This is a genomic window from Aeromonas sp. A600620 (assembly GCF_029479985.1).
GTDB lineage: Bacteria > Pseudomonadota > Gammaproteobacteria > Enterobacterales > Aeromonadaceae > Aeromonas > Aeromonas veronii_A.
This window is the reverse complement of record NZ_JAAKXB010000006.1, coordinates 214,106-239,596: the sequence shown is the minus strand read 5'-3', so window position 1 is coordinate 239,596 and position 25,491 is coordinate 214,106. Positions and strand designations below refer to the sequence as shown.

The following is a 25,491-nucleotide window of genomic DNA, read 5'->3' as shown; positions in this document are numbered from 1 at the left end:
TTAATAACAAAAAAACACCCTATTTTATAAAGTTTGATGGCGATCGCTAAACTCTACCACCTAAGTGATAGGATGAACGTCAGATAGAACCCTACAAACCTCTGAACCCAGGAGAATACAATGACAATCGTGGCAGAACCCACCCTGGCCCAACAATTAGGACTGGACCAGTACGGCATCAAAAACAGCCAGGAAATCGTTCGCAACCCCTCGTACGAGCAGCTTTTCGCGGAAGAGACTCGCCCTGACCTGGAAGGGTTCGAGCGCGGCGTCGTCACCGAACTGGGCGCCGTCAACGTCAACACCGGTATCTTCACCGGCCGCTCTCCGAAAGATAAATATATCGTCAAAGATGCCACTACCCAGGATACTGTGTGGTGGTCTGACCAGGGTAAAAACGATAACAAAGCGATTACCCCCGAAGTGTGGTCACATCTGAAAGGACTGGTCACCAAACAGCTCTCCGGCAAGCGCCTGTTTGTGGTCGACGGCTTCTGCGGCGCCAACCCGGACACCCGCCTGGCCGTGCGAATCATCACCGAGGTGGCCTGGCAGGCACACTTCGTGAAAAACATGTTCATCCGCCCGAGCGATGAAGAGCTGAAAACCTTCAAACCTGACTTCGTGGTGATGAACGGTGCCAAGTGCACCAACCCGAACTGGAAGGAGCAGGGTCTCAACTCCGAGAACTTCGTTGCCTTCAACATGACCGAGAAGATGCAGCTCATCGGTGGCACCTGGTACGGTGGCGAGATGAAGAAGGGCATGTTCTCCATGATGAACTACTTCCTGCCCCTGCGCGGCATTGCCTCCATGCACTGCTCCGCCAACGTGGGTCAGGACGGCGACGTGGCCATCTTCTTCGGCCTCTCCGGCACCGGCAAGACCACCCTCTCCACCGATCCGAAGCGTCAGCTGATCGGCGATGACGAGCACGGCTGGGATGACCACGGCGTGTTCAACTTCGAAGGTGGCTGCTACGCCAAGACCATCAAGCTCTCCGAAGAGGCCGAGCCGGATATCTACCACGCCATCCGCCGCGATGCGCTGCTGGAGAACGTGACCGTTGCTGCCGATGGCACCATCGACTTCGATGATGGCTCCCGTACCGAGAACACCCGCGTCTCCTACCCGATCTATCACATCGAGAACATCGTCAAGCCGGTCTCCAAGGCAGGTCACGCCACCAAGGTGATCTTCCTGACTGCCGACGCCTTCGGCGTGCTGCCCCCGGTCTCCAAGCTGACCAAGGAGCAGACCAAGTACCACTTCCTCTCTGGCTTCACCGCCAAACTGGCTGGTACCGAGCGCGGCATCACCGAGCCGACTCCGACCTTCTCCTCCTGCTTCGGCGCAGCCTTCCTCTCCCTGCACCCGACCAAGTACGGTCAGGAGCTGGTGAAACGGATGGAAGCGGCAGGTGCAGAGGCCTATCTGGTCAACACCGGCTGGAACGGTACCGGCAAGCGCATCTCCATCAAGGATACCCGCGCCATCATCGACGCCATCCTGGATGGCTCCATCGAGAAGGCCGAGACCAAGGTGCTGCCGATCTTCAATCTGGAAGTACCGACTGCACTGCACGACGTGAACCCGGCGATCCTCGACCCGCGCGACACTTACGCCAACAAGGCCGAGTGGGACGCCAAGGCGCAGGATCTGGCCCAGCGCTTCATCAAGAACTTCGAGCGCTTCACCGACAACGATGAAGGCAAACGTCTGGTTGCGGCAGGTCCGCAGCTGTAACAGACCCCTTCGCATCAACAAGATGATGCCGGTCAGCCACGCTGACCGGCATTTTTGTTTTTATGGAGTTCCGAACGCCGCCAGCCATGCCGCGGCGAGCCCCTAAACCTTGCCATGCCGGGTGTGACGGGGTAGATTCAGCCAAACTTTATACAATATACAATTTTGTAACGCCCAATCGTGACCCGACCATGACCCCACCCTACAAGACCCGAACCCAGATGGTGATGGAAAACCTCCGCGGCCGGATCCTCCGTGGGGAGTTCCCCGCCGGCGCCCCTCTGCGTCAGGATGCCATCGCCAAGGAGCTGGCCGTGAGCCGCATTCCGGTGCGGGAAGCCCTGATGCAGCTGGAAGCACAGGGGCTGGTGAAATTCGAGGCCCATCGCGGCGCCGTCGTCACCATGCTGGACGCCGCAGCCATCGACGAGCTCTTTTATTTGCGAGCGCTGCTGGAAGCCGATACCCTGTTCCACGCCGTCGACAAGATGACGGAAGCCACCTTCGCCGAGGCGGAGGCCATCCTCGCCCAGTTTGATCACGCCCTGGAGTCAGGCACCCAGATCGAACACTGGGCCGAGTTGAACCACAGCTTTCACGCCACCCTCTATCAGGCAGCCGGTCGCCCCCAGGCACTTGAACTGATCGCCCAGATCAATCTGAGCTGTGACCGCTATGTCCGCTTCGAGCTGCTCTTTGCCACCGATGGCGTGGACAAGGCTGAGCGTGAACACGCCCAACTGCTGGAGCTGTGCCGCGCCCGGCGCAAGCACGAGGCAGTGGTGCTGCTCAGGCAGCATATCGAGGCAGCAGGCCAGTCGATCAAGCGGATCCTGGCTGGCGGCCACAAGAAATGAACACTCATAAAGCAACCATCTGGCACTAACGACATGAATAATTTCGAGATAATTGAAACCCGCGTCGCCCAAGTCAGGGCCGAGCTGGCCATGCAGGAGTTGGACGCCTTTATCGTCCCCCATGATGATGAGCACCTCGGCGAGTACATCCCCGCCTACGCCGAGCGGCTGGACTGGATCACCGGGTTCAATGGCTCCGCCGGCGTCGCCATCATCATGGCCCAGCGTGCCGCCCTCTTCGTCGATGGTCGCTACACGGTGCAGGCCCGCATGCAGGCGCCATCCGAGCTGTTCGAATTTCTCCACCTGGTTGAAGATCCCCATGTCCAGTGGCTGGCCGAGCTGCTGCCCTCCGGCACCCGGGTCGGTTTCGACGCCCGTCTGCACAGCCTGACCTGGTACAAGAACGCCAAGGCCGTGCTGGCCGAGCGCGGCATCGAGCTGGTGCGGGTCGAGCAGAACCCCATCGACCTGAACTGGAGCGATCGTCCCGAACCGACCAAGACGCCGGTTATCCTCTACAGCGAAGAGCTGGCGGGCCAGTCAAGCCAGGCCAAGCGCGAACAGCTGGCCGCCGATCTGCGCAAGCGCGGCCTCGATGCCGTGCTGCTGACCCAGGCCGAGCCCATCAACTGGCTGCTCAACCTGCGTGGCCGCGATATCGAGCGGCTGCCGGTGGTGCTCGGTTTTGCCGTGCTCTACGCCAATACCACCATGGATTTCTTCGTCGATACCGACAAGATCGACTGCTTCGCCTTCAGCCAGCACGTGGGGCAGGACGTCTCCGTCTACCCCATCGACAAGCTGGGTGACGTGCTGCAGCGCATCGGTGAAGATCAACAGAAGGTGCTGGCCGATCCGGACAGCGCCAACGCCTGGACCCAGCTCATCATGGAAGAGGCGGGCGCCATTCTGGTGGCTGGCCAAGACCCGACCATGCTGCCGAAGGCATGCAAGAACGAGATCGAGCTGACCGGCATGCGCGCTGCTCACCTGCGCGACGGCGTGGCCATGACCCGCTTCCTCGCCTGGCTGGATCGGCTGATCGCCTCCGGCGAGTTTGAAGGGGTGGATGAAGGCACTCTGGCCGATCAGGTGGAAGCGTTCCGCCGCGAGCAGGAGCACTACGTCGAGCCGAGCTTCGATACTATTTCTGCGCTCGGCCCCAACGCCGCCATGTGCCACTACCACCACACCAACGGCACCCCGCGTGCGTTTGGTCAGGACTGCCTCTATCTGCTGGACTCCGGTGGCCAATACATGGATGGCACCACCGACATCACCCGCACCATCAAGGTGGGTGAGGTGAGCGACGAGCAGAAAGCGATGTTTACCCGCGTATTGCAGGGCCATATCGCGCTGGATCAGGCCCGCTTCCCGCGCGGCACTGCCGGGATCCAGCTCGACGTGCTGGCCCGCATGCCGCTGTGGCAAGCCGGTTACAACTACGACCACGGCACCGGCCACGGCGTCGGCCACTTCCTGAGTGTCCACGAAGGGCCCCAGCGCATCGCCCCGAAAGGGAGCATGGTCGCCCTGCAACCGGGCATGGTGCTCTCCAATGAGCCGGGCTACTACCGCGAAGATGGCTTCGGTATCCGCTGCGAGAACCTGGTAGTCGTGACCGAGCTGGAACAGGTTGGCGAGCTGCCGATGCTCGGCTTCGAGCGCCTGACATACGTGCCGTTCGATACCCGCCTGATCGATCGCAGCCTGCTGAGCCCGGCCGAATTCCGCTGGATCAATGAATACCACGCCGAGGTGTTCCGTCGTCTGAGCCCGCTGCTCGAGGGCGAGGATCTCGCCTGGCTGGAGCAGGCAACCAGCCTCATCTGATGACACAGGGCCTGCGGGCCCTGTTTTTTATCCCCCATTTGACCTGTATCAACACCCCAAGCGAGCAGGTCAGGAGAATGGCGGCCATGAAAAGTCATCATGCCAGCCCAGCCCGGGGCTCACACGCCGCAGCCAGCAAAAAGGCGAGTGACCACCCCAGACTCATGCGCGAGCAGCAGACGGTCAGCGCCATGATCCGCCTCTACTGCCAGCACCATCATCAGGATCCCCACTGCCGTCACTGTCGCCAGTTGCGGGATTTCGCCCATCAGCGCCTTCGTCGCTGCCGTTATGGCCACGGCCACAAACCCACCTGCGCCAACTGCAATATCCACTGCTACGCCCCGGCGATGCGCAAACAGATCCAGCAGGTGATGAAGTGGAGCGGCCCGCGCATGTTGCTGCGCCACCCCTGGCTCACCCTTCGCCACCTGCTCGACGGCTTTCGCAAGGCTCCCAAACTGCCCCACAGCAGACCGCTGCCGCCATAACCGCCAATCCCTTGCATCCGGCAGGGGATGACCACTACCCTATGACTCCTTTTCTGCCGTTGGCCCCAAGGTCAGCGGCATTGCCGATCCGTTTTCTGCCGATGGAGTCCTGATGCACCACAACCCGCCCCTGCTACGCACCGCCACCCACAATGACATGCACGCCATCTGGCAGATCGATGCCAAGGTGTTTGGCGAAGATGTCTATCCCGCCTTCTTCTTCCGTCAGGCGATGGATTTGTGGCCCGAGTTGTTGCTGGTGGCCGAATACGAGGGGCAACTGGTGGGTTATGTGCTGGGTGGCTTTGGTCAGGAGCGGTCGCAAGGCTGGGTGCTCTCGCTGGCGGTGCTGCCCGAGGCGCGCGGTTTCGGCCTCGCGGAGCGGATGATGCGCCAGATGGAGGCCAACCAGCAGGCGCTGCAGATAAGCGAACTGCGGCTCACGGTCGATCCGGCCAATCCGGCCCAGCGCCTCTACTACCGTCTTGGCTATCAACTGGTTGAAGAGGTCGCCGACTACTTCGGCCCCGGCGAGGATCGGCTTGTGCTGGTTAAAACCCTCTCCGGTACAGCTGCGATTCAAGGATAAAACCGGTTACAGAACGCATAATTGGTTACATTTTGCCGATTTCATGTCCCGCTTGCTTGGAGTAAAGTTCAATTCATCAAACTGATTGTTTGAATTCTATTCAGCCTTGGAGGCCCATCATGTTGAAACGTATGACCCTTATTGCCCTGCTGGCCGCCACTACCGTCACCGGTTGCGCCAACAGCGATGTCTACTCTGGCGATGTCTACACCAAAGACCGTGCCAAACAGGTACAAACCGTAAGCTATGGCACCATCATCTCCACCCGCCCGGTGAAGATCCAGGCTGATGAAAACTCCCTGCTCGGCACTATTGGCGGCGCCGTGGTCGGCGGCCTGCTGGGCAGCACCATAGGCGGCGGCACCGGCCGTGATATCGCCACAGCAGGTGGTGCCATTGCAGGCGCGGCAGCAGGCAAGGCCGCTGGCGACAAACTCAACCAGGTCGACGGCGTCGAGCTGGAGATCAAGAAAGAGAACGGCGAAGCCATCGTGGTCGTGCAGAAAGCCAGCCCCACCTTCACCCCGGGTGCTCGCGTGCGCATGACCCAGGGCAATGGCAGCATCAACGTGGCCGTCGTGAACTAAGCGTGTGAACTCAGGCTTTGCAGCTTTAGAGTCATAAAAAAACCGCCGGTTCCGGCGGTTTTTTGTTGTCTGGCATTCGGGATTACATGCTGTAAGCCTTCTCGCCGTGGGAGGTGACATCCAGCCCTTCCCGCTCGGCATCGCCGTTCACCCGCAGACCCACCAGCATGTCGACCGCCTTGAAGGCAATCGCCGCCACGGCACCGGACCAGAACAGGGTGACACCGACCCCGATGGCCTGGATCTTCACCTGAGTCAGAATGGAGTAGCCATCGGCAACCTGATTGGTGACATAGTCCCACACCCCGGTGCCGCCCAGATCCGGGCTGGCAAAGACGCCGGTCAGCAGGGCGCCGAGAATGCCGCACACCCCGTGCAGACCGAAGACATCCAGGCTGTCATCGGCCCCCAGCAGACGCTTGAGACCGTGGACGCCCCACAGACCGGCCACACCACTGACAAGACCCATCACCAGCGCGCCACCGACACCGACAAACCCGGCCGCCGGGGTGATCATCACCAGACCGGACACCGCTCCGGACGCCGCACCCAGCAGGGAGGGACGCCCCTTCATCACCCACTCGGCCAACGTCCATGACAGAGCTGCCGCAGCCGGTGCCACCCAGGTGTTGATAAAGGCGAGCGCAGCCACCCCGTTGGCTTCCAGCGCGGAGCCCGCGTTGAAACCGAACCAGCCGAACCAGAGCAGGGAGGCGCCGATCATGGTCATGGTCAGGCTGTGGGGGGTCATGGGATCACGACCGTAGCCCAGACGCTTGCCCACCAGATAGGCCCCCACCAGACCCGCCACGGCGGCGTTGATGTGCACCACGGTGCCGCCAGCAAAGTCCAGCGCACCATGCTGGAACAGATACCCGGCAGTTGCGGTCGCGGTTGCTGCGGCTTCGGCGCTGGTATAGGCATCCGGACCCGCCCAATACCACACCATATGAGCCAGCGGGATATAGGCGAAGGTGAACCAGATCACCGAGAAGAGCAGCACGGCGGCAAACTTGATGCGCTCGGCAAACGCCCCCACGATAAGGCCGCAGGTGATGGCGGCAAAGGCCCCCTGGAACACCACATAGATCAGCTCGCTGATCCCGACACCCTTGCTGAAGGTGGCGGCGATGGAGTCAGGGGTCACCCCCTTGAGCAGCACCTTGCTGAAGGAGCCGTAGAAATTGCCCCCCTCGGTAAAGGCCAGTGAATAACCGTAAATTACCCAGAGCACGCAGATAAGGCAGAACAGGGTAAAGACCTGCATCAGCACGCTCAGCATATTCTTGGCCCGCACCAGACCACCGTAGAAGAGGGCCAGACCGGGGATCGACATCAGGATCACCAGGGCCGCCGAGAGCAGCATCCAGGTGTTGTCACCCTTGTTGATTGTCATGGCGGCAACCGGTGCCACCGCCGCCTGTACCTGAGCGACCTCTTCGGCCCAACTTGGGGTAACCAGCAAGGCAGGCAACATCGTCAGACCCGCCATCATCCATTTTTTGACCATAGAGCACTCTCCTTCCCTGTCGTACCGGTACAAGACCGGCTCCGTTTCCCTGATTGAATCTGTGGCGAACCGCAAGGTGTTGCTGCAACCCGCCAGAATCACACCCGCGCCCGGCACGGGGATGCCTCTTGCCACTTCCTCATCACTGCGTCTGCCGCCGATGAGCGCAAGAGACCGTCTGACATGTAAAAAGCATAAAGTGGGCCATAATTTTAAATCCTTAAAAATCATTAAATTAACTATCTCAGCCATCGTTAACGCACCAAAATGGCGCACGCTCTGCGCTAACCGGTACTGAACCGCCCTGTCACAGGGCAGGGCATGGCCGGCGCACCACAAATGCGCAAATCCTGAACCAGCCCACAAGCTGAAGCCCTCGATATCGCGCGCTGCGGGCCAACTCGTTTACACTGGCAGACCAGCCGTTTCTGTTATCCGACTACGGCATACCATTACGCAGCGCCTTGTTTGCAACGTGATGGCGGGCCCAATCCGAGGAACACCATGCAGTTTGATCGTCTCGATATCAGCCTCTCCCACTACCATCAGCTCGATCGGGAGCATCGTTCCCACATCTTGTTGCTGGGGGGATTGATGCTGGCCATCATGACCCTTCATCTGTTGCTGCTGCCCCACTTCCCCTACGAGCGCTTTTACGCCGTCAGCTTTGGCTTCGAGGTGATCAACTGGCTCACCATGCTGTTCCTGTTCTGGGTGGTGCAGTGCGCCCACCTGCCCACCCACACCTACCGCATGCTCTCCTGCGGTCTGATGCTGTGGATCATGGGGGCCACCGCCGACATCATGGATGAGCTGGTGGCGCAGCCGCTCTGGCTCGCCATCTATGCCGAGGATCTGCTGCGCTCCAGCGGCATCCTGCTCAGCAGCATCGGCATCCTGAGCACCATGCACCACCTCTTTCATATCAATACCCGGCTCAGAGAGCAGGCGCTGTTTGACGATCTGACCAAGCTGCCAAACCGGCGCTACTTTCATCAGCAGCTGTTTCTGGAGCAAGGGGTTTGCCATGCCCTCATCCTGCTGGACCTGGATCACTTCAAGCGGATCAATGACAACTACGGCCACGATATCGGGGATCGGGTGTTGCAGCAGTTTGGCGAGCTGTTGCAACAGCACTGCCCACCGGGTGCGCTGGCGGCCCGTGTCGGGGGTGAAGAGTTTGCCCTGCTGCTGCCCGTCGCTCACGAAGCCGATTTGCAGCAACTGACCAACACCCTGCTCACTGCGACCCGCACCATAGCCCCCGACCCGACCCATACCATGACGGTCAGTCTGGGGATGGGGATCCGCGAGCCCGGGGAGCCGGCCGTCTCGCTGTTCAAACGGGTGGATCAGGCGCTTTATGGCGCCAAGGAGGCGGGTAGAAACTGCGCGGTATGGGCGACGCCGACTAATAAAGAGGCGTGAAGAGCTGCCGGTTGATTGCCGGTCACTGCGGAACATTGCTGCTGAAACAGGGGCCCAGGGGCCCCTGTTTTATGGGGGGAAATCCCCCCACCTAAAAGCGGAAGGTAAGACCGATATTGGCCTGCCACTGAGTTACCAGCTCCCCGCGTACCTTGAACACGCACTGCTCCGGGTTGCAGAGAAACTGGTTGTTGTCGTTAACCAGCGAGCCATAACCGCGCACCTCGGCCCGCAGCGCCAGATGCTCGGCGAGGCGCGGTTGCACCCCGAGCGCCAGCGACATGGAAGGGGTCACCTCGCTGTCGTAAGCGGCAAAGCGGGTCACCCCGATCCCGGCGCCGATATAGGGCGCCATCAGGTTGTCAGAGAGGGTCAGAGCACCGGCAAAGTGCAGGATGTCCACCGTCAGGCGATCCGGCTGGTCGGGAGAGAGGGTGGTGGACTGATGGCTGTAGAGCAGCTCGATCATGCCCGGATCATCCACCTCCTTGCTGATAAAGAGACCCCAACTGCCGGAGCCCTGCCCCTGCAGTGAATCGAGCGAGGCCGAGCGCGAGACCGGCTGCACCACCTCGTCACTCTTCTCGAAGTCGATGGCTGAGCTGTAGCCGAAAAACGGCGTCACCTGCCAACCGGATGTGGTTGCTGCCTCACTACTCCAGACCTGCCCGAGTGGCAGCAACAGCCCCATCATCGCTATCACGGCTCTCTTCATCATCCCCTGCTCCCTGTGTGATTGTGCAGAAAGCATACCAGAGGCATCCTGCGCTCATCCTAAATGGCAGCTGTACCGGTTCACTTTCATGGGGGGGATCACACTCATCGATGGCGCGGCAAAGCAGTACCATTGTGGCCTTGCCGTACTCCCCGCCACCATTCATCGACGGTTAACCTCTGCCACGTATGCTGGCGCCAAAGCGGGTCACAAGGACCTGTCATCACCACTCAGAAGGACATCAGGGAATGGTTGCCGCGCAACTTCACGACCCCCAGACCACCCTCGCGGATACCCTGCGGGCCACCGCGCACGCCATCGACGAAAGCCACATCAGCCTGCGCCAGATGCTGGAGCTGGTGGGCGAACAGGGCATGCTGCTGTTTTGCGTGCTGCTCACCGTCCCCTTTCTGTTGCCGGTCTCCATTCCCGGGGTCAGCACCCCGTTTGGTCTGCTGATCCTCTTTATCGGCATCGGCATCACCCTCAACCGGGTGCCCTGGCTGCCCGCCATCCTGATGGAACGCCGCTTCGCCGCCGACCAGCTCAAGCCGACCCTGCACAAGGGTGCGGATCTGCTGGCCCGTGTCGATCGCGTTATCCGCCCGCGCCTGCTGGTGCTGACCGGCAGCAGCACGGTCAACCGCTGCAACGGTCTGCTGATCATGCTGGCCGCCCTGCTGCTGATGCTACCCCTGGGCGCCATCCCCTTCACCAATGCCATGCCTGCTTGGGCCATCCTGTTGCTCTGCACCGGCATGTTGCAGCGGGACGGTCTGTTCGTTGCCAGCGGCTATCTGCTGGTAAGTGCGACCCTGGTCTGGTTCAGCGTGCTGGCCATCGGCTTGCTGATGGCGGGCCAGAGCGCCACCGGCCTGCTCGGCTAACCCCGATGCACAGAAAAAGGGCGACCAGATGGTCGCCCTTTTGGATTTGTGCGGGATACTGCCCGGTCAAAGCAGATCGTAGATAAGGGCCGAGATGGCAAGCAGCCCCATCACCAACACAAAAAGGGTACTCGGCCCGCGATAACGCTTGAGTGCGGGTAAGCGATAGATGGAGCAGGCCGGCAGCAGAAACAGGATCACCGCGATCAGCGGGCCACTGACGCGCTCGATGATGTCGAGCACATTGGGGTTCAGATAGGTGATGAGGGCGGTCACCATAAACAGGATCACCGACGACACCCGGGCGATGGTCGACTCCTTGAGAGAGAGCCCCAGCCCCTGACAGGCACCGCTCACCATGCTCACCGTCCCCTCGCTAACCCCCATGGAGGTGCCGAGGAAGGATTTGGACATGGCCAGAATGGCGATAAGCGGCCCCACATAGGCGATCAGCGGATTGGAAAACTTGTTCGCCAGCGCCGACAGCACGGAGATATTGTCGGTGCGGGCCAGCGCCATCTCGGCCTGACTCAGGCTCATCACGCAGCTCACCACGAAGAAGAGCACGCTGCCGCAAATCAGCATGCTGCTGTACTTGATGATCCGCTTGGCACGCAGGTCGGCACTCTCCTGACAGCGCTTTTTCTGCGCCGCGCTGAAGGAGGAGATAATGGGCGCATGACTGAAGGAGAAGACCATCACCGGCACGATCAGCCAGAGGGATTTCCAGAACGCCGGGTCACGCCACTCCACTGCCTGACTCTCTGTGAAATAGGAGAGGCTCCACTGGGGCAGCAGATAGATCGAGAGGCCAATCAGAAAGGCGACCATGGGCAGCGCCAGCACGCTGATGGCCGACACCACGATCTGTTTGCCGGCCAGCAGCACCAGATGCAGGCCCAGCATCACCCCCAGCACCAGCAAGCCGCGGGGAAGCTCGGCATCCCCCAGCTGATGTACCACGAAGCTCTGGATCGCATTGGTGATGGAGATGCTGTAGACCAGAATGATGGGGTAGAAGGCCATCAGATAGACCAGCATCAGCAGCTTGCCCGCCCTGGCACCGAAGTGCTCCTCCACCACATGGGTGATATCCCCTTCCTTATGGGAGCTGGAGAGCACAAAGCGGCTCAATGCCCGGTGGGAATAATAAGAGAGCGGAAAAGCCAGCAATAAAATAAACAGCAAAATAACCGGGGAATTACTGCCGACAGTAATAGGAAGAAATAACGTACCGGCACCGACAGCAGTGGCATATAGGCCCATGGTCCATACCGAATCGCTTTTCTCCCATTTCAATTTTGAAACAGAGTTACTCTTTTCAGCAATAGAAACACTCATTGCAATATATACCTTATTAGTCTGTCATCATTATTTTTATTGGCCCGAATAACAGGCTGGAGATATGTCGTTGCATATCGCCCTGCACATGAAAAAACAACGCCGCCAGCGGCCAACAGAGCCACCGGAGAGAAACGGAGCTGCCACGCTACCATCGTTGAAATCGCCAACCTGGTCAAGGTTAATAATTCATGACCGTTTGAATCGGATTGTTTCAAAAGACAATGAAATGTGTCACATTCGTCATCCAGAACCAGATCCAAACCCTTTTGATAACATACCGATAAAACCTCATGCTGTTGCCCAACAACACAAATAAGACCAGCGATCAGGCCGATAATATTAACACCTTAAGCTGTGGAATATCAGTGAAATAATACGGCCAACTTTTCTACTAATTGACAGTGATGTCAGCCAATTTATTTATGGCAAAAGGAAAGGTGATGTCTGCCAATAACAGGACCAATCAGCTCAGCGTGCCGGGCAGTGTGCCACCCGGTTGCGCCCTGCCCGCTTGGCCTGATAGAGCCACTCGTCGGCCCGGGCCAGCGCCTGATTGATCTCCTCCTCCGGCTGCACCAGGGTTGTGCCCAGACTGACCGTGATGGCGACCGGATCGGCAGGCAATGCTTCGACAGCGGCACGGATCTGCTCCGCCATCTGTAGCAAACCGGCCTCATCGATCCGTGGCAACAGGATCAAAAACTCCTCGCCGCCGCTGCGCACAAAGAGATCGTCCGCCCGCAACAGGGCATCGATGCAGCCACTGAATCGCTGCAAGGCCCGATCTCCCTGCTGATGGCCGTAGTGATCGTTGATCTGCTTGAAGTGATCGATGTCGAGCATGATAAGGCCACAGGGCGCCTCCCCTGTCCGCAGCGGCTGGCAGTGCTCGAAGAAGAAGCGGCGGTTGTAGAGACCGGTCAGCTGATCGGTCTCGCTCTGGCGCTGCAGTCGCTGCTGCAACTCGTACTGGCGGGTAATATTGCGAGTCACCCAGGCCACCGCCCGCTTGCCGTCATAGAGGGAGGGCAGCGGGGCAATCTTGCCCTCGAAGCGTTGTACCCCCTGCGGCCCGACGGCGGCATTGATCCCCCCCACCTCGGCTGCTGATAGCTCATACTCCACCACCCGCACCTGACCGCTCGCCAGTGACTCGGCAACCTGTGCCTTGACCCACATGGCCATCTCGGGTGGCAGCACATCGGCCAGTTGCTTGCCCGCCAGCGGATTGCCATCGTGATAGGATTGCTGCTCCATGCCGCCGATATATTCCACGTAATAACCATCTTCACTGAGGATGAAGATGGGATCTGGCAGTTGGGCCATCACTTCATAAAGCTGGGTTACCGAAAGCGCCACGGAGACTCCTGTACGTTAGGGTCAAACAGGGGGGAGATATTCTGCCTTAAAAGGACTCACTCGCCCTCATCGGCAACGGAGAAAAATCTGCCGTCATAGCCAACAATCCTTTACATCTAGCAGCATGCAGACGTCTCGGCCAGCAAGGATTGCCTGCGCCCACCGCCGCTCTGACTTGCGACCGTTCGCAGTGGCGGATGGCCCCTCCCTCGCTCAATGATATCTCATTGTTTCAACTCACAAGTTCATTTACGCTGGCCGTCACGAGTCCAGTTTTCACCTCATCAGCCATCAGGAACGCCAGCCCCCAGCAACCGCAGGGGCTGTACCACGGAAAAGGAATCGCCAGATGAAAAACGCCATCGTTACCGCCCGCTTCGACGCTATCAGTACCGAAGGGGAACAGCTCACCCTCAAGATCGCCATCAAGGCCCCCGAGCCGGATCCCAAGTCCGCCAGCGGTGACTGGCGCTGCAAGGTGAAGCTGGCGGGGCTGAGCGACAAAACCTTTATCTACGGCATCGACAGCCTGCAGGCCCTGAGCCTCGCCATCAAGTTTGTCGAAACTGAACTGCGCGCCTTCTCCGATGCGGGCTGGCAATTCTATCTGCCAGGCTGCCCCGATCACCCTATCGACATGAGCGCCTGCTACTTCCCGGCGCTCTAGCCCGGCCAACCCTAGGAGCCCGGATGCACGGACCCGACCCCGCCAATCCCCACCCCATGAATGGCTTCCCCCAGGTGTGTTTTATCAAGAACACCATCAAGGGGCCCAATATCGAGGTGGGTGACTACACCTATTACGACGACCCGGAGGATTCGGCGGGCTTCGAGCGCAACGTCCTCTACCACTTCCCCTTCATCGGCGACAAGCTCATCATCGGCAAGTTCTGCGCCATCGCCCGCGGGGTGAAGTTCATCATGAACGGCGCCAACCACCAGACCTCCGGCTTCTCCACCTACCCCTTCTTTATCTTCGGCAACGGTTGGGAGAGCGCCGCCCCCGCCCCGGGCAGCCTCCCCTACAAGGGGGATACCGTCATCGGCAACGATGTCTGGATTGGCTATGAGGCTCTGATCATGCCGGGGGTAAAGGTCGGCAACGGCGCCATTATCGCCGCCCGCTCCGTGGTCACCGGTGACGTGCCCGCCTACGCCGTGGTCGGCGGCAATCCCGCCAGGATGATCCGCTACCGCTTCGACGACGACACCATAGCCCGTCTCAACGCCATCGCCTGGTGGGACTGGCCGGTGGAGCAGATCAGCCGTAACCTGCCGCTTATCAGCGGCGGCGAGATAGCCGCGCTGGAAGCGGCAATCCGCTAGAGACAAGCCCCATCAGGCATAGGGCCAGAAATGAGAAGAGGGTTGAGCGCACAGGCACTCAACCCTCTTTTTGATTGGTCGCAGACCGCTCAGTGGCTGGCGGAGCGACTACCGCTCCAGATCAGCTCGCCGCTGCGCAGCTCCATCAGGGTCATCGACAACCGATAACGGCTCCCCTCTGTCACCAGATCCCCGTAGAGCATGTAGCCGGCGCCGGTCTGACGGCCAAGCCGCACAAGGGAGGCCGGGTTCATCCTGCCCTGCTGATACTCAAGCTGGCCGGTGATGGCTGCCACCTGCCCTTGGTCGACAAAGTGAAAACCGCTCTTGCTCTGGATGAGCTTGCTCATGGCCGCCGCCATGGCGCGGGTGTCCACCGGCTCGCCGGTGCCGTTCTGGGGCGGGGTGAGCAGCAGCACCGGCTGACCGGTTTGCGCCAGCTCCCGCACCTCGGGGGCCTGCACAAAGAGATCGGCCATGGCCTGCGCCAGTCCGGTCGGCGCCACCGGCTTGGGCTGAACGTCCCCGCTATCCGGTTTGGTCACCGGCTTGTCCGGCTGGCTCACTGGCTGATCGGGTTCACTGACAGGAGCCTGAGTACCACCGTAGGGATTGACCGCACAACCGCCCAGCAGCAGGGCCCCCACCATCAACAAGGAACGCAGCTTCATCTTTTCTCTCCGCCAGAAATCCGTAAACGGGCATCAACACATGCCCGCATGGCGGAGCCCCTGCCCCGCATCCTCCTTATGCTAGGGACAAACCCCGGCGGGGTCGATACGCCCACCACCACAGGGCGACAGAGACTGGCGAACCTGGGCCCATAAAAAGCTGGCACGGCTCCACCCGATTCCGTTAGGGTAGTGTCGGTAAAACATCAACAGTAACGCAGCGGTAAGCCCGGCGCACAACACGCCGGAACCCGACAGAGATCATCACACTCAAGCAGGAAGCACTATGCAACTCACCCCACCCCAACCGCCTCAGGACGATGAGATCGAAGCCCTGCGCATTGGTCTCTCGGGCTACAACAAGGATCACGCCGGTACCCATCTGCGCGAGCGGATCGCCAGCTTTATCAAGGATAAAGAGGGCAAGGTACACGGCGGCATCATCGCCGACATCAAGTGGGGCTGGCTGCACGTCGACTGGCTCTGGATCGACGAAAGCATCCGCCGCGATGGCTGGGGCGGCCGCCTGCTGGGCGCCATGGAGCAGTACGCCCAAAGCAAAGGCATCAGCAACTACCATCTGGAAACCACCAGTTTTCAGGCTCTCCCCTTCTACCAGAAGCAGGGTTACGAGGTCTTTGGCCAGCTGCCCGATATGCCGCCGGGGCATATCAGTTACTTCCTGAAAAAGCAGGATAAGTGATGACACTCCCGCGCCTTGCCAACGCTCAGCTCGTGATCCGCCCGTTCGAAGCGGGCGATGCCGACAAGTTTGCCCGCGCGGCAGGACGAGCCTACGATATGGGCCTCTTCTACGCAGCCACCGGTCAGCTCTTGGGTAGCGCCGGTATCAACCTGCTGTCGCCAACTAGCTACGGCAATATAAAGTAAACGGGCAATGACCATCGTAATCTTTGGACTGTACTCATCAAACCAAGCAGCCAACTGGTTTCTATCAAATAGGTTGGTGTCCTAGAATTCAGCACTTGACCAAACCATGACACATCACATTATCTAGGTAAAACGCTTCAGCCCCCCTCTTGGCCGCTGTAAACTATCTAACAGGTTATGATTTTTCTTGATTGTGTTGCATATGGAACGCAATATCTTCCCCAAATACGTTAATGTAATGGTGGGTTTACTGTGAAAAGTATTGGTTTTTTCAATAACAAAGGCGGCGTTGGTAAAACGACCCTTTTGTGTAACGTTGCAGCGTCTTTAGCCATTCAGTTTAAGAAAAAAGTCCTAGTTATCGATGCAGATCCTCAATGTAATGCGTCAGCTTATCTTCTTGGAGAGGATCACCTTGAACAAATTTTCCTAGATAATAATTTTTATAGTATTGATTCATTCTTCGACCCAGTACGAAGGGGTCAGGGTTATCCTCAACAAATGCCAGAGATAGTACATAGCGAACGGTTTAAAGTTGATCTAATTGTTGGAAACCCTAAGCTGTCCATTCGAGAAGATCTGTTAGCTACAGACTGGGCAGCGACACGAAATGGAGAGCATCGTGGTTTTCAGACAACATATGTATTCAAAGAGCTTATTTCCAGGTTGGACACATATGACATAATAATGATTGACATGGGGCCATCCCTTGGGGCATTGAATAGAGCTGTTCTCCTTGGCGTTGATAGCTTTTTGATGCCGCTGTCTGTAGATATCTTTAGCATGATGGCTGTCGAAAATATAATGAAATCATTCAAAACTTGGCAGTCAGCCCTATCAGATGCGATAAAAAAGTATATCCTTGAAGAAGGGAATAGTTTTAATATCGCAGATAAACCAGTCGAATGGAATCTTAACTTTGCCGGCTATGTAATGCAACAATACAAGGCAAAGAGCAAAGCTGGAATACGTGAACCAGTTGCCGCCTTTGAAAGGATAATTACAAAGCAAAAAGATGAACTAGTCGAACTTTGCTCTTTTTTTGATTCGGATATTGATGACCTAAATTTAGGTGAAATACCAACATTGAGTAGCGTCGTCCCTTTATCTCAACAAGCCCACGCACCTATTTTTGAGTTATCTGCAAGAGATGGCATTGTTGGTTCACAATATACACGTGTATCTGAAGCAGCAGAATTTTTCCATAAAATAGCTGCTAATCTCTTGGAGCGTGTTGAGAAATGATAGCCTGGCCAGAACCTTTAATTGATTCTCTAGCCCGCCGCCGAAGTGTTATTATGATTGGCGCTGGTGTATCAAAAAATGCAGTCAACAGTGTTGGAAAGAGACCTTCTACATGGGAGGAATTTCTAAAAGCTTGTTTAGATGAAATAGAAGATAAAACATGTATAAACACATTGCTAGCTCAAAAAGATTACTTGAGTGCATGCGAAGTAATTAAAGAAAAACTAACATTTGATGTTTTTATCGATAGAGTTCAAAACGAGTACCAACGTGCAGGATACAGGCATGCAAAAATTCATGAACACATATACAATCTCGATGCTTCAATCGTTGCAAGCCCCAACTTTGATACAATCTACGACTCCTATGCCCTCGGCGTTTCGGCTGGAACGATAATAACAAAAAACCATACTAGCAATGATATTGCAAATTATTTAAATGGTGGAGGAACTAGACTTTTACTTAAAACTCACGGTTCAGCCAATGACCCACAAAATATAATTTTTACTCGTAGGGACTATGCTGAAGCCAGAACTAAATATGTATTATTCTATGAGATTTTGAAATCTCTGGCATTGACACACACTTTTTTATTTCTTGGTTGTGGAACAGATGATCCAGATATAAGAATGTTATTTGAAGACATTCAATTTGCACATGGCCGGATGCCTTATCATTACATGACTTTGCCACAAGGTGAGGTTCATGAAGATTTATTAAACATCTCATCTAAAGCAATGCGTGTAAAATTTCTACATTACTCACCTGAAAATGGCCATGCAGAACTCACTGACTCACTTGAACAGCTAGTAGAAAAAGTTGAACAATATAGAGTGGAGAATTTAAAAGAGACGTTAAGGTGGTGATCAAGTACCGTAGGGTGCAATGAACGAAGTGAATTGCACCTCTATATTCGAGGTGAAAATAAGCGGTGCAATGCGCTCCGCGTATTTCACCTACGATTCCCCTGAGTTATGGCGGACACGGTTTTGGTTCCCCCTCTTATTCGCTGAGGCGAGCCCACTTGTCCAGGCCGCGAGACAGGATGTCGAGCGAGCGGCGCCGGGCCATGGATGGCCCGTCGGCGCGTGCCGTCGGACAAGCAGGTGAGCCGAAGGAACCCGACGAAGTCGGGCGAATAAGCGGGGGAGAAGACCTTTGGTGACTTTGGGTCTTTCCAAAGTCACTCGCCCCGGCCCGAGGGGCGGGCGAAACCCCTTCGAGGCCAGCGGCCTCGCGTCCTGCACGGCGAAGCCGTGCCACCACACAACGGCTCCTGCCGCCAACGCCATACTTCGGAACGGACGATTACGCCTACCGGCTAATCGACCCTACGATTGCACGGTAAGGCCGTGCCTGCTCGCCACAGGCACGGAGTCTGGCTGAACGCCGTGATGCCACCGGCAAAGGGGGGCGTGGCCGCCCCTATCGGCCCAAGAATGGCTCCCAGTCCTTGAACACCGGCTGCAACCCCGCCTGTCGCACGGCAGCCGCCACTTCCCCCACCGGGCGGTCGTCGTGGATGGCGAACTGCTCCAGCTCCTCTTTATCCCCCTCGGCATAGCCCCCCGGCTGGGTGCGCGACTCGGCGGACATCTGGGTGATGCCAAGGCGCACCGCGCCGTTGCGAAAGGTGGCCGACTCGCGGGTCGAGAGGGACAAGTCCAGCGTGGGCGAGAAGAGGCGCCAGGCGCAGATAAGCTGGGCCAGCTGGCGATCCGACATGACCACGGCAGGCTCCAGAGCGCCGGTGCAGGGGCGCAGGCGCGGGAAGGAGAGCGAGTAGCGGCTCTGCCAGTGGTGGCGCTCAAGCCAGCTCAGATGCTCGGCAACAAAGTAGCTGTCGGCGCGCCAGTCCGAGGAGAGGCCGATCAGTGCCCCCAACCCTATCTTGTCGATACCGGCGCGGCCCAGCCGATCCGGCGTCGCGAGGCGCCACACGATATCCCGCTTGTTGCCGCGCAGGTGATGGCGGGCGTAGGTGGGGGCGTGGTAGGTCTCCTGATAGACCATGACGGCGTCGAGGCCGAGGCTCTTCAGCTCGGCATAGTCGGCCTGCGAGAGGGGCTGCACCTCCATCCCCACCGTGCTGAAGTGGCGGCGGATGATGGGCATCACCTCGCGAAAATAGGCGAGCCCCACCTTGTGCTCGTGCTCGCCGGTCACCAGCAGCACGCTGTCGAAACCGCGCGCCTTGATGGCCAGACACTCGCGCTCTATCTCCTCTGCATTCAAGGTCTTGCGCTTGAGGCGGTTGCTCATGGAGAAGCCGCAGTAGGTGCAGTCGTTGGCGCACAGATTCGACAGATAGAGCGGCACATAAAAGCCGATGGTGTTGCCAAAACGCTGGCGGGTCAGCCGCTCGGCCTCGGCAGCCATCTGCGGTAAAAACGCCTCGGCGGCTGGGGAGATCAGCGCCATAAAATCGGCCAAGGTACGGCGGGGTGAACCCAGCGCCGGCTCTACATCGGCGGCGGTCTTGGCGCGGATCTGCATGCCGATATCGTCCCACTCCAGCTCCTGCCAACGGTCGAGAAAGGTTGGCTCCTTAGCCCTCCCCCCCGGCGCCCTCACCCCCAGCCCCTCTCCCAGAGGGAGAGGGGGGCAAACCTCTGGCTGCCCTTGAGGCAAGGGGGAGATGTTCATGGTCGCCCCTGTTTCATGACTCATAACGCCCCCAGAAAATCGGTGAGCGGGCTGGAGGCTTGGGCCTGCAGGGCGCGGGCGCCAAGGCCAGCTTCATAAGCGCTGCGACCGGCGGTGCAGGCCAGCGCAAAGGCGCGGCCCATGGCGACCGGGTCGCCGCTCACCGCAATGGCGGTGTTGACCAGCACGGCGTCGGCACCCAGCTCAAAGGCGGCGGCGGCGTGGCTCGGCGCACCGATCCCCGCATCCACCACCACAGGCACATTGGCCTGCTCGACGATGATGGAGAGAAACTCCCGGGTTACCAGCCCCTGATTCGAACCAATCGGCGCGCCGAGCGGCATCACGGCGGCGCAGCCCACCTCTTCCAGCCGCTTGCAGAGCACGGGGTCGGCGCCGCAGTAGGGCAGCACCACAAAGCCCTCTTTCACCAATTGCTCGGCGGCTTTCAGTGTCTCGATGGGATCGGGCAACAGATAGCGCGGATCGGGGTGGATCTCCAGCTTCAACCAGTTCGTCCCCAGCGCCTCGCGAGCGAGGTGGGCGGCAAACACCGCCTCGGCGGCAGTCTTGGCGCCGGAGGTGTTGGGCAAGAGCTTGACCCCGAGTTGCAGCAAGGGGCTCAGGATATCGTCGTGGGCCTTGCCCGGTTCGAGCCGCTTGATGGCCATGGTGACCAGCTGGGAGCCACTCGCCTCGATGGCGGCGGCCATCAGATCCGGACGGGCAAACTTGCCGGTGCCGGTAAAGAGACGCGATGAGAAGGTGTGATCGGCAATTTTCAGCATGTCAGCCTCCCGCAATGGCGGTAAAGAGGTGAATTTCATCCCCGTCATTAAGACGGGTCTCGGCCCAGCGGCCACGGGGCAGCACGGCGCCGTTAAGGGCCACAGCCACCCCTTGGGGATTAACCCCCTGTGCAGCCAGCAGGTCGGCCACGCTCTGCCCTGCCGCCAGCGGTTGGGCTTTATCGTTGAGTCGGATGGTGAGGGTCATGGGGTGATCTCCTTATCGTGTGTCGGGCATCGGCGCTGTCCGCAGACCGGGCAATCGGGATCGGGAGCCAGAGTGAGGGTCTGCCACTGATGGGTCAAAGCATCGAAGCGGCGCAATGTGCCAGCGACCGGGCTCGGCATCCCGAGCAGCAGTTTCAATGCCTCTAGCGCCTGCAAAGAGCCCATCACTCCGACCAGCGGGCCGGTGACGCCGCTGGTCTCGCAGCTCTGGGCGAGCTTGGTATCCCGCGGATAGAGGCAGGCGTAGCAGGCGTGATCGCTGCTGGTGCGCGCCATCAGCTGCCCCTGCCAGCCCACTGCGGCGGCGGAGAGCCAGGGCTTGCCCTGAGCCACGCAGGCGACGTTGATGGCCTGGCGGGTGGCGAGGTTGTCACAGCAGTCGATCACCAGATCAACCTCGGCCACAAACTCCGGCAGGCTGGCGGCATCGAGCCGCTGGTTGATGGCAATCAGCTCCACCAGCGGGTTGTGGGCGGCCAAGCGCTCGCGGGCCAGCTCCGCCTTGGAGTGGTTGACCGCCTCGCTATCGAACAGGATCTGGCGCGGCAAGTTGCTGGAATCCACCGTATCACCATCGGCCAACCACAAGGTACCCACCCCGGCCCCCGCCAGATAGAGGGCGAGCGGTGAGCCAAGCCCGCCCAAGCCCACGATCAGCACGGATTTATCCTTGAGCCGTGCCTGCCCTTCTTCACCCACTTCCGCCAGCATCAGCTGGCGGCCATATCTGAGGTATTCCGCATCAGAGAGCATGTTCCACCTCCTGCATGTCGGTCATGAGCTGCGCCGAGCGCGGCTCATCCCCTGCCCCCACGGCAGCAAGCAGCCGCTCGGTCGCCCCCTGCCAGTCGTCACTGGCGGTGATGGCCGAGACCAGCGCGATACTGCCGACTCCGCTTGCCTTGACCGCCGCCACCCGCTCCTCGCTGATGCCGCCGATGGCCACCGTCGGCCACTCCGCCATCAGGGCGCGGTAGCGATGCAGCCGCACCAGCCCCTGCGGGCGTGAGGGCATCGCCTTGGTGTTGGTCGGGAAGATATGGCCCAGCGCGATATAGGAGGGGGCCAGCTCGCGGGCCCGCATCAACTCGAAGTAGCCGTGGGTGGAGATGCCAAGGCGCAGCCCGGCCGCCTGAATGGCGGCGAGATCGGCGGTTTCCATATCCTCCTGCCCCAGATGCACGCCCCAGGCGCCCGCCTCGATGGCCTGCTGCCAGTAGTCGTTGATAAAGAGCCGCGCCCCATGGCGGCGACCAAGCTCAACCGCATCGCGAATGGCCGGTGCTACCTGAGCGGCGGGCAGATTCTTGATCCGCAGCTGGATGGTCTTGACCCCCTGCCCCAGCAGGCGGCGCAGCCACTTGACCGAATCGACCACCGGATAGAGACCGAGGTTGTGTTCGGTCGGCGCGAAGGGGCCCTGCGGCAGGCGGGCACTGCTTGTCTCATAAAGTCCGAAGCGGCGATCGAGGGTTGACCCCGCCAATACGGCGCGGGGGAAGTGAGCCAGATCGGCGGGCCAACCGAGATGGGCGATGGGGCCGGGGCCCGCGCCCACTCCTTGCGCCGCCGCCAAGCCCTGTTGCAGGTAGGCACGAGCGAGGGTGATGGCATCCTCTACCGGATAATCCTGCGCCACCACGGCGGCGATGGCGCTGGCGTAGCAGCAGCCGGTGCCGTGGCCGTGGCGGGTATCGAGGCGCGGCGCTGCCAGCCAGAATTCGCGGGTCTCATCCTGGTAGTAGTCCAGACACAGCTCGCCGCTCCACTCAAGATGACCCCCCTTGACCAGCACGGCGCGAGCGCCGAGTTCACGCAGGCGGCGGGCGGCAAGGCGCTCCAGTTCGGGGCTGCTGACCGGCAGTCCGGTCAGGGCTTCCAGCTCGGGGCCGTTGGGGGTAATAAGCGACAGACGTGGCAGCAGCTGTTCGCGCACCGCCTCCAGCATATTGGGCTCCGCCATCGGGGTGCCGGTGCTGGCGATGGCCACCGGGTCGTAGACCACGAAGGGTGCCTCGATAGTTGCCAGTCGGCGAGCCAACACCTCGACGTGGAGCCGGGTCGGCAGCAGACCGATCTTGATGGCGGCGGGCGGCAGATCGACGCCGAGGGCATCGATCTGGGCGGTGAAGGTCTGCATCAGCACGGGGTCAACCATCTTCACCGCCACCGAGTTCTGGGCGGTGATGGCGGAGATAACCGAGCAACCGTGCACGCCAAGGTCGTGCAATGTGTGCAAGTCGGCCTGAATACCTGCACCGCCGCCGGAGTCTGAACCGGCGATGGTCCAGACAACTGGGCGAGAGTCCGTCACGGGCGACAGATCGGCGGGGCTGACAGCCCCGCTTGCGCTGCTCACGCCTCCTCCCCTGCGGCCTGTTTCAGCGCCGCTGCCTGATGATAGATCTCGCCGCCGGTCTCCTTGAAAGTCTCAGCCATGCGGGCCATGCCGCTCTCCACCTGAGCCACTACCTGCTCCTGCTGGCCATCCATGCCGACCAGCTTGATCTCAACGGCTTCAAGCTTCGCCGCATAGTCACGCACGTCCTGGGTGATCTTCATGGAGCAGAACTTGGGCCCGCACATGGAGCAGAAGTGGGCCACCTTGCCGGACTCCTGCGGCAGGGTCTCGTCGTGGTAGGCACGGGCGGTGTCGGGATCCAGCGCCAAGTTGAACTGATCCTCCCAGCGGAACTCGAAACGCGCCTTGGACATGGCGTTGTCGCGGATCTGGGCACCCGGATGCCCCTTGGCCAGATCGGCGGCGTGGGCGGCGATCTTGTAGGTAATCAGCCCCTGCTTCACATCCTCCTTGTTGGGCAGCCCCAGATGCTCCTTGGGGGTGACGTAGCAGAGCATGGCGCAGCCGTACCAGCCGATCAGCGCGGCGCCAATGCCGGAGGTGAAGTGATCGTAACCCGGTGCGATATCGGTGGTGAGCGGGCCGAGCGTATAGAAAGGCGCCTCGTGGCAGTGCTCCAGTTGCTCGGTCATGTTGCGCTCGATCATGTGCATCGGCACATGACCCGGCCCCTCGATCATCACTTGCACGTCGTATTCCCACGCGATCTTGGTCAGCTCGCCCAGAGTGCGCAGCTCGGCGAACTGGGCCTCATCGTTGGCGTCATAGACGGAGCCCGGGCGCAGACCGTCACCAAGGGACAGGGCCACGTCATAGGCGGCGCAGATCTCGCAGATTTCGCGGAAGTGCTGGTAGAGGAAGTTCTCCTTGTGGTGGGAGAGGCACCACTTGGCCATGATGCTGCCGCCGCGCGACACGATGCCGGTGAGGCGCTTGGCGGTCATCGGCACGAAGCGCAGCAAGACGCCGGCGTGGATGGTGAAGTAGTCCACCCCCTGCTCGGCCTGCTCCAGCAGGGTGTCGCGGAACAGCTCCCAGGTGAGCTCTTCGGCGATGCCGTTGGTCTTCTCCAGCGCCTGATAGATGGGCACGGTGCCGATGGGCACCGGGCTGTTGCGCAGGATCCACTCGCGGGTCTCGTGGATATAGCGACCGGTGGAGAGATCCATCACTGTGTCGGCGCCCCAGCGGGTGGACCAGACCAGCTTCTCTACCTCCTCTTCGATGCTGGAGGTGACCGCCGAGTTGCCGATGTTGGCGTTGATCTTCACCAGAAAATTGCGGCCGATGATCATCGGCTCCGCTTCCGGGTGGTTGATGTTGCTGGGGATGATGGCGCGGCCGGCGGCCACCTCATCGCGCACGAATTCAGGGGTGATGTTCTGGGGCAGACGGGCACCGAAATCGCGGCCCGGATGCTGGGTGCGCAGGAGCTCGGAGCGCACCCGCTCGCGCCCCATGTTCTCGCGAATGGCGATAAATTCCATCTCGGGGGTGACGATGCCGGCACGGGCGTAGTGGAGCTGGGTGACCCGGCGGCCCGGCTTGGCGCGGCGCGGTTTCGGCAGATGCTCGAAGCGCAGATGATCCAGCCCCTCGTCGGCCAGCCGCTCCTGAGTGAAGGTGGAGCTGAGCCCCGGCAGTTCGTCGGTGTCATCGCGCTCCAGCACCCAGTTTTCCCGCAGGCGCGGCAGGCCGCGGCGCACGTCGATGGCGACCCCCTCCTCCCCGTAACGGCCCGAGGTGTCATAGACCGGCACCGGCTCGTTGGGCTCGAACCGGGGGTCTTCTTTGGTGCCGCCGACGAAGGTGTCGGCCAGCTGGATCTCCCGCAGCGGGACACGAATATCGGGGCGGGAGCCTTCGATAAAGATGCGACGGGAGTTGGGATGAGCCATCCCTTTGAGGCTGTCGATAAAGGCCTGAGCGCTGGAGCGCTGCTCGCGGCGGCTGGATTTGGCGGTATCAGATACAGAAGTAGACAT

Annotated in this window: 25 protein-coding genes and 1 pseudogene; 15 read left to right on the top strand and 11 right to left on the bottom strand. The window is 59.8% G+C overall.

Annotated elements, in window-relative coordinates:
- The first annotated feature begins 120 nt into the window (after positions 1-120).
- From pckA to G5533_RS10380, 6 genes are all read left to right on the top strand, one after another.
- Positions 121-1,746 (top strand): phosphoenolpyruvate carboxykinase (ATP), encoded by a 1,626-nt coding sequence (pckA, locus tag G5533_RS10405; RefSeq protein WP_041209673.1) that lies wholly within the window; start codon positions 121-123, stop codon positions 1,744-1,746.
- Between the two features lie 191 nt (positions 1,747-1,937).
- Positions 1,938-2,603 carry a GntR family transcriptional regulator gene (locus G5533_RS10400; protein ID WP_033113736.1) on the top strand — a complete coding sequence of 222 codons (666 nt, stop codon included), beginning with the start codon at positions 1,938-1,940 and terminating at the stop codon, positions 2,601-2,603.
- 33 nt (positions 2,604-2,636) lie between these two features.
- On the top strand, positions 2,637-4,439 hold the full coding sequence (locus tag G5533_RS10395; protein ID WP_441254760.1) for an aminopeptidase P family protein: 1,803 nt from the start codon (positions 2,637-2,639) through the stop codon (positions 4,437-4,439).
- Between the two features lie 86 nt (positions 4,440-4,525).
- The gene (locus tag G5533_RS10390; protein ID WP_179902684.1) at positions 4,526-4,930 is read left to right on the top strand and encodes a nitrous oxide-stimulated promoter family protein; all 405 of its coding nucleotides are present in this window, start codon (positions 4,526-4,528) and stop codon (positions 4,928-4,930) included.
- Between the two features lie 112 nt (positions 4,931-5,042).
- Positions 5,043-5,519, top strand: a complete 477-nt coding sequence (locus G5533_RS10385) for a GNAT family N-acetyltransferase (RefSeq protein WP_139405189.1) — start codon at positions 5,043-5,045, stop codon at positions 5,517-5,519.
- A gap of 119 nt (positions 5,520-5,638) precedes the next feature.
- A complete protein-coding gene (locus G5533_RS10380; RefSeq protein WP_421205526.1) occupies positions 5,639-6,106 on the top strand; it encodes a glycine zipper 2TM domain-containing protein in 468 nt (155 codons plus the stop codon).
- Between the two features lie 82 nt (positions 6,107-6,188).
- On the opposite strand, the gene amt is transcribed toward G5533_RS10380, so the two are convergent.
- Complete coding sequence (gene amt, locus G5533_RS10375; RefSeq protein ID WP_266134591.1) at positions 6,189-7,616, bottom strand: ammonium transporter; 1,428 nt, start codon at positions 7,614-7,616, stop codon at positions 6,189-6,191.
- Positions 7,617-8,120: 504 nt separating this feature from the next.
- Between amt and G5533_RS10370 the strand changes: the two genes are divergently transcribed.
- Complete coding sequence (locus tag G5533_RS10370) at positions 8,121-9,044, top strand: GGDEF domain-containing protein (protein ID WP_216979592.1); 924 nt, start codon at positions 8,121-8,123, stop codon at positions 9,042-9,044.
- A 91-nt stretch (positions 9,045-9,135) separates the two neighbouring features.
- Here G5533_RS10370 and G5533_RS10365 read toward each other — a convergent pair whose 3' ends face one another.
- Positions 9,136-9,759: an outer membrane beta-barrel protein gene (locus G5533_RS10365; protein ID WP_441254767.1), complete on the bottom strand. Its 624-nt coding sequence runs from the start codon at positions 9,757-9,759 to the stop codon at positions 9,136-9,138.
- Between the two features lie 248 nt (positions 9,760-10,007).
- Between G5533_RS10365 and G5533_RS10360 the strand changes: the two genes are divergently transcribed.
- The gene (locus tag G5533_RS10360; RefSeq protein ID WP_421255090.1) at positions 10,008-10,646 is read left to right on the top strand and encodes an exopolysaccharide biosynthesis protein; all 639 of its coding nucleotides are present in this window, start codon (positions 10,008-10,010) and stop codon (positions 10,644-10,646) included.
- Positions 10,647-10,712: 66 nt separating this feature from the next.
- Here G5533_RS10360 and G5533_RS10355 read toward each other — a convergent pair whose 3' ends face one another.
- Entirely contained in the window at positions 10,713-11,987 is a 1,275-nt protein-coding gene (locus G5533_RS10355; RefSeq protein WP_421257786.1) for an amino acid permease, read from the bottom strand.
- 64 nt (positions 11,988-12,051) lie between these two features.
- On the opposite strand from G5533_RS10355, the gene G5533_RS10350 reads away from it, so the two are divergent.
- A complete protein-coding gene (locus G5533_RS10350; protein ID WP_421257787.1) occupies positions 12,052-12,306 on the top strand; it encodes a hypothetical protein in 255 nt (84 codons plus the stop codon).
- 152 nt (positions 12,307-12,458) lie between these two features.
- Here G5533_RS10350 and G5533_RS10345 read toward each other — a convergent pair whose 3' ends face one another.
- On the bottom strand, positions 12,459-13,349 hold the full coding sequence (locus G5533_RS10345; RefSeq protein WP_159158084.1) for a sensor domain-containing diguanylate cyclase: 891 nt from the start codon (positions 13,347-13,349) through the stop codon (positions 12,459-12,461).
- A 349-nt stretch (positions 13,350-13,698) separates the two neighbouring features.
- Here G5533_RS10345 and G5533_RS10340 point away from each other — a divergent pair, with 349 nt between their 5' ends.
- Both G5533_RS10340 and G5533_RS10335 read left to right on the top strand, forming a co-directional pair.
- Entirely contained in the window at positions 13,699-14,016 is a 318-nt protein-coding gene (locus tag G5533_RS10340; protein WP_058056329.1) for a DUF6968 family protein, read from the top strand.
- Positions 14,017-14,039: 23 nt separating this feature from the next.
- The gene (locus G5533_RS10335) at positions 14,040-14,675 is read left to right on the top strand and encodes a Vat family streptogramin A O-acetyltransferase (protein ID WP_441254759.1); all 636 of its coding nucleotides are present in this window, start codon (positions 14,040-14,042) and stop codon (positions 14,673-14,675) included.
- Between the two features lie 89 nt (positions 14,676-14,764).
- On the opposite strand, the gene G5533_RS10330 is transcribed toward G5533_RS10335, so the two are convergent.
- Positions 14,765-15,346, bottom strand: coding sequence for a penicillin-binding protein activator LpoB (locus G5533_RS10330; protein WP_106844168.1), 582 nt, complete (start codon positions 15,344-15,346; stop codon positions 14,765-14,767).
- A gap of 286 nt (positions 15,347-15,632) precedes the next feature.
- On the opposite strand from G5533_RS10330, the gene G5533_RS10325 reads away from it, so the two are divergent.
- From G5533_RS10325 to G5533_RS10310, 4 genes and pseudogenes are all read left to right on the top strand, one after another.
- A complete protein-coding gene (locus G5533_RS10325) occupies positions 15,633-16,049 on the top strand; it encodes a GNAT family N-acetyltransferase (RefSeq protein ID WP_441254758.1) in 417 nt (138 codons plus the stop codon).
- Positions 16,049-16,231, top strand: a pseudogene (locus G5533_RS10320) (GNAT family N-acetyltransferase); the annotation flags it as partial. The gene G5533_RS10325 and the pseudogene G5533_RS10320, both read left to right, overlap by 1 nt.
- 258 nt (positions 16,232-16,489) lie before the next feature.
- Positions 16,490-17,482 carry a ParA family protein gene (locus G5533_RS10315; protein WP_441254757.1) on the top strand — a complete coding sequence of 331 codons (993 nt, stop codon included), beginning with the start codon at positions 16,490-16,492 and terminating at the stop codon, positions 17,480-17,482.
- Entirely contained in the window at positions 17,479-18,348 is an 870-nt protein-coding gene (locus G5533_RS10310; RefSeq protein WP_429208619.1) for an SIR2 family protein, read from the top strand. The genes G5533_RS10315 and G5533_RS10310 overlap by 4 nt, the downstream gene beginning before the upstream one ends.
- A 559-nt stretch (positions 18,349-18,907) precedes the next feature.
- On the opposite strand, the gene thiH is transcribed toward G5533_RS10310, so the two are convergent.
- From thiH to thiC, 6 genes are read right to left on the bottom strand one after another with little or no spacing between them, the layout of a single operon-like run.
- The gene (thiH, locus tag G5533_RS10305; RefSeq protein WP_441254766.1) at positions 18,908-20,128 is read right to left on the bottom strand and encodes a 2-iminoacetate synthase ThiH; all 1,221 of its coding nucleotides are present in this window, start codon (positions 20,126-20,128) and stop codon (positions 18,908-18,910) included.
- Positions 20,129-20,148: 20 nt separating this feature from the next.
- A complete protein-coding gene (locus tag G5533_RS10300) occupies positions 20,149-20,916 on the bottom strand; it encodes a thiazole synthase (RefSeq protein WP_024945667.1) in 768 nt (255 codons plus the stop codon).
- 1 nt (position 20,917) lies between these two features.
- Positions 20,918-21,124 carry a sulfur carrier protein ThiS gene (gene thiS, locus G5533_RS10295; protein WP_167573687.1) on the bottom strand — a complete coding sequence of 69 codons (207 nt, stop codon included), beginning with the start codon at positions 21,122-21,124 and terminating at the stop codon, positions 20,918-20,920.
- On the bottom strand, positions 21,121-21,897 hold the full coding sequence (locus G5533_RS10290) for a HesA/MoeB/ThiF family protein (protein WP_441254756.1): 777 nt from the start codon (positions 21,895-21,897) through the stop codon (positions 21,121-21,123). The genes thiS and G5533_RS10290 overlap by 4 nt, the downstream gene beginning before the upstream one ends.
- Entirely contained in the window at positions 21,887-23,503 is a 1,617-nt protein-coding gene (gene thiE / locus G5533_RS10285) for a thiamine phosphate synthase (RefSeq protein WP_441254755.1), read from the bottom strand. Before thiE ends, G5533_RS10290 begins: the two co-directional genes overlap by 11 nt.
- Positions 23,500-25,491 carry a phosphomethylpyrimidine synthase ThiC gene (gene thiC / locus G5533_RS10280; RefSeq protein ID WP_421314033.1) on the bottom strand — a complete coding sequence of 664 codons (1,992 nt, stop codon included), beginning with the start codon at positions 25,489-25,491 and terminating at the stop codon, positions 23,500-23,502. Before thiC ends, thiE begins: the two co-directional genes overlap by 4 nt.

Coding starts and splice junctions, on each gene's coding strand:
- G5533_RS10325 (WP_441254758.1), top strand. CDS start 15,633: ATGCAACTCACCCCACCCCAACCGCCTCAGGACGATGAGATCGAAGCC.
- G5533_RS10360 (WP_421255090.1), top strand. CDS start 10,008: ATGGTTGCCGCGCAACTTCACGACCCCCAGACCACCCTCGCGGATACC.
- G5533_RS10395 (WP_441254760.1), top strand. CDS start 2,637: ATGAATAATTTCGAGATAATTGAAACCCGCGTCGCCCAAGTCAGGGCC.
- G5533_RS10390 (WP_179902684.1), top strand. CDS start 4,526: ATGAAAAGTCATCATGCCAGCCCAGCCCGGGGCTCACACGCCGCAGCC.
- thiH (WP_441254766.1), bottom strand. CDS start 20,128: ATGAACATCTCCCCCTTGCCTCAAGGGCAGCCAGAGGTTTGCCCCCCT.
- G5533_RS10350 (WP_421257787.1), top strand. CDS start 12,052: ATGTCGTTGCATATCGCCCTGCACATGAAAAAACAACGCCGCCAGCGG.
- G5533_RS10300 (WP_024945667.1), bottom strand. CDS start 20,916: ATGCTGAAAATTGCCGATCACACCTTCTCATCGCGTCTCTTTACCGGC.
- amt (WP_266134591.1), bottom strand. CDS start 7,616: ATGGTCAAAAAATGGATGATGGCGGGTCTGACGATGTTGCCTGCCTTG.
- G5533_RS10365 (WP_441254767.1), bottom strand. CDS start 9,759: ATGAAGAGAGCCGTGATAGCGATGATGGGGCTGTTGCTGCCACTCGGG.
- pckA (WP_041209673.1), top strand. CDS start 121: ATGACAATCGTGGCAGAACCCACCCTGGCCCAACAATTAGGACTGGAC.
- G5533_RS10370 (WP_216979592.1), top strand. CDS start 8,121: ATGCAGTTTGATCGTCTCGATATCAGCCTCTCCCACTACCATCAGCTC.
- thiS (WP_167573687.1), bottom strand. CDS start 21,124: ATGACCCTCACCATCCGACTCAACGATAAAGCCCAACCGCTGGCGGCA.
- G5533_RS10290 (WP_441254756.1), bottom strand. CDS start 21,897: ATGCTCTCTGATGCGGAATACCTCAGATATGGCCGCCAGCTGATGCTG.
- G5533_RS10340 (WP_058056329.1), top strand. CDS start 13,699: ATGAAAAACGCCATCGTTACCGCCCGCTTCGACGCTATCAGTACCGAA.
- G5533_RS10330 (WP_106844168.1), bottom strand. CDS start 15,346: ATGAAGCTGCGTTCCTTGTTGATGGTGGGGGCCCTGCTGCTGGGCGGT.
- G5533_RS10380 (WP_421205526.1), top strand. CDS start 5,639: ATGTTGAAACGTATGACCCTTATTGCCCTGCTGGCCGCCACTACCGTC.
- G5533_RS10335 (WP_441254759.1), top strand. CDS start 14,040: ATGCACGGACCCGACCCCGCCAATCCCCACCCCATGAATGGCTTCCCC.
- G5533_RS10310 (WP_429208619.1), top strand. CDS start 17,479: ATGATAGCCTGGCCAGAACCTTTAATTGATTCTCTAGCCCGCCGCCGA.
- G5533_RS10385 (WP_139405189.1), top strand. CDS start 5,043: ATGCACCACAACCCGCCCCTGCTACGCACCGCCACCCACAATGACATG.
- thiC (WP_421314033.1), bottom strand. CDS start 25,491: ATGTCTACTTCTGTATCTGATACCGCCAAATCCAGCCGCCGCGAGCAG.
- G5533_RS10355 (WP_421257786.1), bottom strand. CDS start 11,987: ATGAGTGTTTCTATTGCTGAAAAGAGTAACTCTGTTTCAAAATTGAAA.
- G5533_RS10400 (WP_033113736.1), top strand. CDS start 1,938: ATGACCCCACCCTACAAGACCCGAACCCAGATGGTGATGGAAAACCTC.